This is a genomic window from uncultured Roseovarius sp., assembly GCF_913054395.1.
GTDB lineage: Bacteria > Pseudomonadota > Alphaproteobacteria > Rhodobacterales > Rhodobacteraceae > Roseovarius.
This window is the reverse complement of record NZ_CAJXIP010000033.1, coordinates 22,826-29,063: the sequence shown is the minus strand read 5'-3', so window position 1 is coordinate 29,063 and position 6,238 is coordinate 22,826. Positions and strand designations below refer to the sequence as shown.

Below are 6,238 nucleotides of genomic sequence, written 5' to 3'. Positions count from 1 at the left end.
CCCCGCGCTTTACGCAGCAGTCGAAGCGATTGCGGGTGCATGTGGCTCGACCGCCTCGATGCTGACGGCGCATTTTCTGGCGACGGATTCCCTCCTTCTGGGCGCAGATACCGAATTACAGGCGCGCATTCTGCCCGATGCCGCAGCGGGCCGCTCGCTTGGCGCGTTTGCGCTGACGGAACCGCAGGCCGGTTCAAACCCCGCCGACATGCGGACAACGGCCAGACGCGATGGCGATGGGTACCGGATCAAGGGTTCAAAATGCTTCATCTCGAATGCGGGCGCCGCAGATTTCATCGTGGTCTATGCCAAGACCGACCCGGACGCCGGTGCGCGTGGCGTCAGTGCATTCATCATCGAGCCGAAAAAGATCGACGGGGTCGTGATCGCGTCGCATGAAAAGACGATGGGCCTGAAAGGCGGGCATGTCTTTGGCATCAGCTTTGATTGCCGGGTGCCGATTGAAAACCGTCTGGGCGAAGAAGGCACAGGCTTTCGCACCGCAATGAAGGTTCTGGACAATGGCCGGATTGAAGTCGCCGCTCAGGCAACAGGGATTGCAGATGCCGCCCTTAACGCGGCTATTTCCTATGCCAGGGAAAGACGGGTCAACGGTCATGCGATCGCCGAATTTCAGGGGCTGCAATGGATGCTTGCCGACAGTGCCACCGAACTGGCGGCCGCGCGCGCATTGGCAATGCAGGCAGCGACGCTGCGCGGCACCGGCATGCGCTATTCCAGAGAATCCGCCTTTGCCAAGCTTTATGCCAGCGAAGCGGCGTGGCGCATTGCCGACCGGGCGTTACAGATCCACGGGGGCTATGGCTATACCCGCGATTTCCCGTTGGAACGCTATCTGCGCGACCTCAGGATTTTCCGCATTTATGAAGGGTCTTCAGAGATACAGCGCACGATCATTGCACGCGAGTTGCTCGCATAATCGGCGGCTCTCTATTGTTCGATGGCGTCCAGGCCAAACGCGCCATCGGATGCCGGACCGGATGCTGCAACGCCGAACGGGCGTGCACTGTACCTGATGAACGACCGCCCGGTGACGCGGACTTTGGGGCGAGACGGCTTTCGCATGTCCGCCAGTCGTATAGAGCGCGGCCTTTTTCGGGCATGCGGTCGATCTGCGGGATTTTTCCAACAATGGGAAAGCAGTATTTTCGGCTGAGTTTCGTCAATACCCCCAGTTTTGAAGTTATATCGCATAGCAAAGCGCGTTAGAGAGAGGCAAATCCAGCACACCACACCTAAAGGCACCCGATGACCCCGCTGACCCTCACCTCTCTGGCTGACCTCCAAGGCTTGACTGTCGATACCATCATCGACGCCCGCGCCCCGGCCGAGTACGCCGAGGACCATCTGCCCGGTGCGATCAATTTGCCCGTCCTCGACGATGCCGAACGGGCCGAGGTCGGCACTGTCTATACGCAATCCAGCCCCTTCATGGCCCGCAAAATCGGCGGCGCATTGGTGGCGCACAACATTGCGAACCACCTGCGCGGGCCGCTTGCGGACAAAGACGGCGCTTGGCAGCCACTGGTCTATTGCTGGCGTGGCGGGCAACGCTCTGGCGCCTTCGCCACTATCCTTGATCACGTCGGCTGGCGCGTGCAGCTGCTAAAGGGGGGCTATCAAAGCTACCGCCGCGAGGTCGTGAAAACACTCTACACCGCCCCTCTGCCCCACCGCTTGATGCTTATCGACGGCGGGACCGGTACGGCCAAAACCGCGCTCTTGCACCAGCTTGCGGCACAAGGCGCACAGATCCTGGACCTTGAAGGGATGGCCGCCCATCGCGGGTCGCTTTTTGGCAGGGTCAATACGCCACAGCCTGCGCAAAAGATGTTCGAAACCCGCATCGCCGCAGAATTGATCACGCTTGACCCGGACAAAATAACCTTTGTCGAGGCCGAAAGCAGCAAGATCGGCGACCGCATAATTCCGCCATCGCTCTGGGCCTTGATGACAGAGGCCCCCCGCACCCACATCACGGCCCCGTTGCAGGCGCGCTGCACCTTCCTATGCCGTGCCTACGCCGATCTTACGCAGGACAAAGCCGCCCTAAGTGACCTGCTGGACAAATTGCGTCCTTATCATGCACGCGAGCGGATCGAACAGTGGCATGCGCAGGCACAAACAGACGATTGGCACTCATTGGCGGCGGGGCTGATCGCGGATCACTATGACCCGCGCTATGCCAAATCCGCCGTTCTTAGAGACACCCCTGTACACAGGATCGAGATATCCGATCTCGACGACAGCACACTTGCCCGAACCGCGCAGGCCCTGCACGCAAAGTTCAGCTAGAACATGTTGCGTTCTTCGCATGTTCGAGACGCTTTAAGACGCAAATGCCCCGTTCCCTCGGTCAAGCGGCCAATCACATGGCCCGCGCAGCCTTTTGCAGCCAAGGCCCCGATCACAGCAGCACTCTGCCCTTCCGGCACCGCGGCCAACAATCCGCCTGCCGTCTGCGGATCATAGAGCAACGCATCCTGTTCCCCTTCAATCGGCGCGTCCGCGCGGTTCGCTGGCATCAATGTCGATGACACCCCCGCATCCGACAACGCCCTCGCCCCCGCATAGGTCGGAATGGCATCCCGCCACAGGTCGCCGTTCAATCCCGACGCCTTACAGATCGCCCGCACATGACCCGCCAATCCGAACCCGGTCACATCGGTCATCGCATGGGCGACCGGTGCCAACACCGCCGCCTCGCGATCCTGCACCTGCCCCATGATGGCAAGTGCGGCCGCAACATCGCGCCCGTCCGCCTGCCCCGCCATATCTGCCGCGAGAATAACGCCTGATCCAATGGGGCGCGTCAGGATCAGAACATCACCGGCCTTTGCCCCGGCAATCGTCAACGGCATCGCGTCCCTGGTCCCCGTCACGGTAAAGCCGATTGTCAGCTCCGCGCCCATGGTCGTGTGCCCACCGACCAATTGTGCACCTGCCGCACGCAAGACCTCTGTCGCAATCCGGGTAATTTCCGACAACGTTCGCGCCTGCAATTCGGCAGACATCTGCGGCACGACAATCGACGCCAACCCGACCTGCGGCTGTGCCCCCATTGCCCAGACATCACCCAAAGCATGCACCGCCGCGATCCGTGTCATCAGGGCAGGATCGTCAATGAAGCTGCGCAAATGATCAGTGCTGATCACCTGAAATCCACCCTCAGGCTGGCGCAGTACAGCCGCATCATCGCCCACGCCGGTCACGACATCGCCACGGGGCTGTGCAACCGTCTGTAACGCGCCTGACAGCACCCCCTGCCCCACCTTGGCACCACACCCACCGCACAACGGCTTGGCCGCCAAGATCTCTGCCACTCCGCTCGCCATCTCTCCGGTGACCTTGGGCAGCGCCATCTTTGGCAGATCATTCAGCCGATCCATGAACGCCCGGTCAATCCGGTCTTTCCAGCGCCACATGAACGGCCCCGTCAGGGCAAATCCGAATTTCTCAGCCATCGCGGTTTGCCCGCCCAGAGAGATCAGCTTGAGGTAATTCTTTTGCGGCCGCCACGTCTTGCGCCTGCCGCCACTCAGCGCCGCGCGCATATTATGATGCAATATCGGCGCGGCCCGCACAGCGAAAACGCCTGCCTTGGGGCGGGGCGCGTGCGGCATCACCGCACAATCGCCAACCGCAAACAGCGCCTCATCCCCGACCACCCCGAGATCAGCTCCGACTTCAATAAACCCGTCCCGCTGGGGCAAATCCGCAGTTGCTATCCAACGATGCGCAAACGCCCCCGCCGCACCAACGCAAAGCCTCGCCGAAACAGGGTCCTGACCGTCCAACAGCACCTGATCTGCACAAATCTCAACCACCGTGGCATCGGTTTTTACCGCAATCCCCAGACCGTCCATAGCCACCAGCATCCGTTGACGCGCCTTGTCTCCGACACCAGAAATCTGCGGCCCCGCCTCAATCACCGTCACACGCGGGGCCACGCCTGCGGCCCGCAATGCATAAGCCATCGCCATCGCCAGTTCACATCCCGCGACACCGCCGCCGATCACGGCCACATCCGGGGCAACCTGACCCTGCGCTGCCTGCTCAAGAAAAACGCGCCACCGTGCGGCATAGGCATCTAGGGGCTTGGTCCCGATCCCGTGTTCCGCAAATCCCGGCAGGTCCATCTGGGCCGTGATGCCCACGTCAATCGACGCCACATCATAGGCCACCGGCCCGCGCCCTTCCAACGCCACCTCACGCCGTACCCGGTCAACTCCAACCGCCTTATCAAAGATCAGCCGCGCGCCCGCATGACGACACAAGCGCACCAGATCAATCTCAAGGTCATCGCGCCCGTAGTGCCCCGCCACATGTCCCGGAAGCATGCCTGTATAGGGTGCGGTCGGCCCCGGATTAATCACCGTCAACCTTACGCCGGGCAACGGATCCATCCCCCAGGCCTTCAGCACCAAAGCATGCGCATGCCCGCCCCCAACCAATACCAAATCGCGTGTATAGGGCACCGTCGTCAGCACAGGTCATCTCACTTACTGGTCATGAATAGCCATGGGTTTGGGGCAGGTTCACAAAATGCCCCTTCTCGATCGTCTGTAACAGCGCGGCCAGATGAAACACCACTGAAAATCCCGCGACTTTGGAATTACTCGTACACCGCGTGGATATTTTCACCCACCGACCTCTGACGCGCCTGGATGCGTTGGGTGATCGCCGCGCGCAGGTGCCCGCACGCTGGCGGCCTCGGGCTTCGTTCGAAGACAATTTTCAGGTGGGATTCATGAAATGGGCCCGCCATGCCGGCGGACCCACAGAGTACAAGAGCAAAAGTCCGGGCTTACTCGGCTTCGTCCATTTTCGAGGCGTTGAGCTGCGCATATTTCTCTTCACCCAATTTGGCGACCAGATCGAGTTGCGTTTCGAGAAAGTCGATGTGACCTTCTTCATCGGCAAGCAATTCCTCAAACAGGTTCTTGGTTACAAAGTCGCCGATCTCTTCGCAGTACTTCCGCGCTTCCATATAGAGTTCCCGCGCACCATGCTCTGCGGCCAGATCGCACTCCAGCGTTTCCTTCGGCGTTTGCCCGATACGCAGCGGGTCGAGCTTTTGCAGATTTGGATGACCCTCAAGGAACAGAATACGGTCAATCAACTTGTCCGCGTGGTGCATCTCTTCGATGCTTTCCTCGCGGGATTTCTTGGCCATATGGCCAAGGCCCCAATCCTCCTGCATCCGGTAATGCAGCCAGTACTGGCTGACTGCGGTCAATTCGCTGCGGAGTGCATCGTTGAGATATTGGATTACTTTCTTATCGCCGTTCATTGTGTTTCTCCTGTGTTGCTCCGCGAAGGTTGCGGAGGGGCATAGGGACTTCCAAGTTCGGGTTTTTGCGCATTGTTTCCAGGAACAGGGGAAGGCAACCACCACAATCTGCGGCGCTGCCCAAGGCGCGGTAAACTTTGCCCGGCGTGATCAGGGTATCAGCGTCCGCTGCCCGCATCCAGTCAATAGCCGCATGGATGTCGTGGTCGGTAATGTTTCGGCAATGGCAGACGATCATGGCAGAGGTCCTTGGTTGGCTTGCTGGAACACGGCCTCGGGGTCATCAAGGCTGTCCTTTTCAGTGAAGCGTTGTTTGTTTCCTTGGAGAATGATCGGCCTTGATGGCCATGCGCCGGAGCGCGAGACCGAACTCCTGCGCAAATCCTACAAGAGATGGGGCCACGTCCGGTCGCACTATTGTTGTCGCTAAAAGAAGTGCATCTTCACGTTCGCCTTCGCTGGCATAGCCCACGAAGGTGGCAAAACAGGACTCGTCAGATCCAAGGCATTTGCATGTCACGTGGTGGCGCATAAGGGGACGGCGCCCGTAGCGGACACAAAGATCGCAAAGAAGCTCAAACGACTTCAATGCTTTCCGTCCGTTTTCAGGACCAAGTGCCGTGGCGAAATCGTTCCAGACCTGCGCCTGAGCGTCGGGGCCATCGCACCACAAGCGAAGGTAAAGGACCGCTCCCGCTTCGACTGGCCCAAGTTCGGTGATATATCCGACGGGCGCACTGCCGCGATGTGGGGGCATCGCGTTCATGTCGCAAGCACCAGCTTACCCGCGCGCGCAATGCGACGCGTGTAAAGCTGATCTTCCAATTTCATCCGAGCATGAGCACCGCCTGTGGTCCGGCCGGTTGCCTCATGGATCGGGAAAACATCCTCAAGCCGGACCGTAGCTTGCCTTGCTGCGTTCAT

The 6,238-nt window shown here is 60.0% G+C and carries 7 protein-coding genes; 2 read left to right on the top strand and 5 right to left on the bottom strand.

The genetic code is table 11. The features are described 5' to 3' along the window. Both QZ522_RS06915 and mnmH read left to right on the top strand, forming a co-directional pair. The coding region (locus tag QZ522_RS06915) for an acyl-CoA dehydrogenase family protein (protein ID WP_294609010.1) at positions 1-940 on the top strand (940 nt) is incomplete at its 5' end. Between the two features lie 329 nt (positions 941-1,269). Beyond that, entirely contained in the window at positions 1,270-2,316 is a 1,047-nt protein-coding gene (gene mnmH, locus QZ522_RS06910) for a tRNA 2-selenouridine(34) synthase MnmH (RefSeq protein WP_294609008.1), read from the top strand. Here the strand turns inward: mnmH and selD are convergent. The 5 genes from selD to QZ522_RS06885 all read right to left on the bottom strand — a co-directional run bounded on the left by selD (position 2,313) and on the right by QZ522_RS06885 (position 6,238). After that, positions 2,313-4,511, bottom strand: coding sequence for a selenide, water dikinase SelD (selD, locus tag QZ522_RS06905; RefSeq protein ID WP_294609006.1), 2,199 nt, complete (start codon positions 4,509-4,511; stop codon positions 2,313-2,315). The two genes, mnmH and selD, sit on opposite strands and share 4 nt — an antisense overlap. A 317-nt stretch (positions 4,512-4,828) precedes the next feature. After that, positions 4,829-5,314, bottom strand: a complete 486-nt coding sequence (gene bfr / locus QZ522_RS06900; RefSeq protein WP_294609004.1) for a bacterioferritin — start codon at positions 5,312-5,314, stop codon at positions 4,829-4,831. After that, positions 5,301-5,552: a (2Fe-2S)-binding protein gene (locus QZ522_RS06895; protein WP_294609002.1), complete on the bottom strand. Its 252-nt coding sequence runs from the start codon at positions 5,550-5,552 to the stop codon at positions 5,301-5,303. Before QZ522_RS06895 ends, bfr begins: the two co-directional genes overlap by 14 nt. 60 nt (positions 5,553-5,612) lie before the next feature. After that, positions 5,613-6,080, bottom strand: coding sequence for a hypothetical protein (locus tag QZ522_RS06890; RefSeq protein ID WP_294609000.1), 468 nt, complete (start codon positions 6,078-6,080; stop codon positions 5,613-5,615). After that, positions 6,077-6,238 carry a hemin uptake protein HemP gene (locus tag QZ522_RS06885; protein ID WP_294609014.1) on the bottom strand — a complete coding sequence of 54 codons (162 nt, stop codon included), beginning with the start codon at positions 6,236-6,238 and terminating at the stop codon, positions 6,077-6,079. The genes QZ522_RS06890 and QZ522_RS06885 overlap by 4 nt, the downstream gene beginning before the upstream one ends.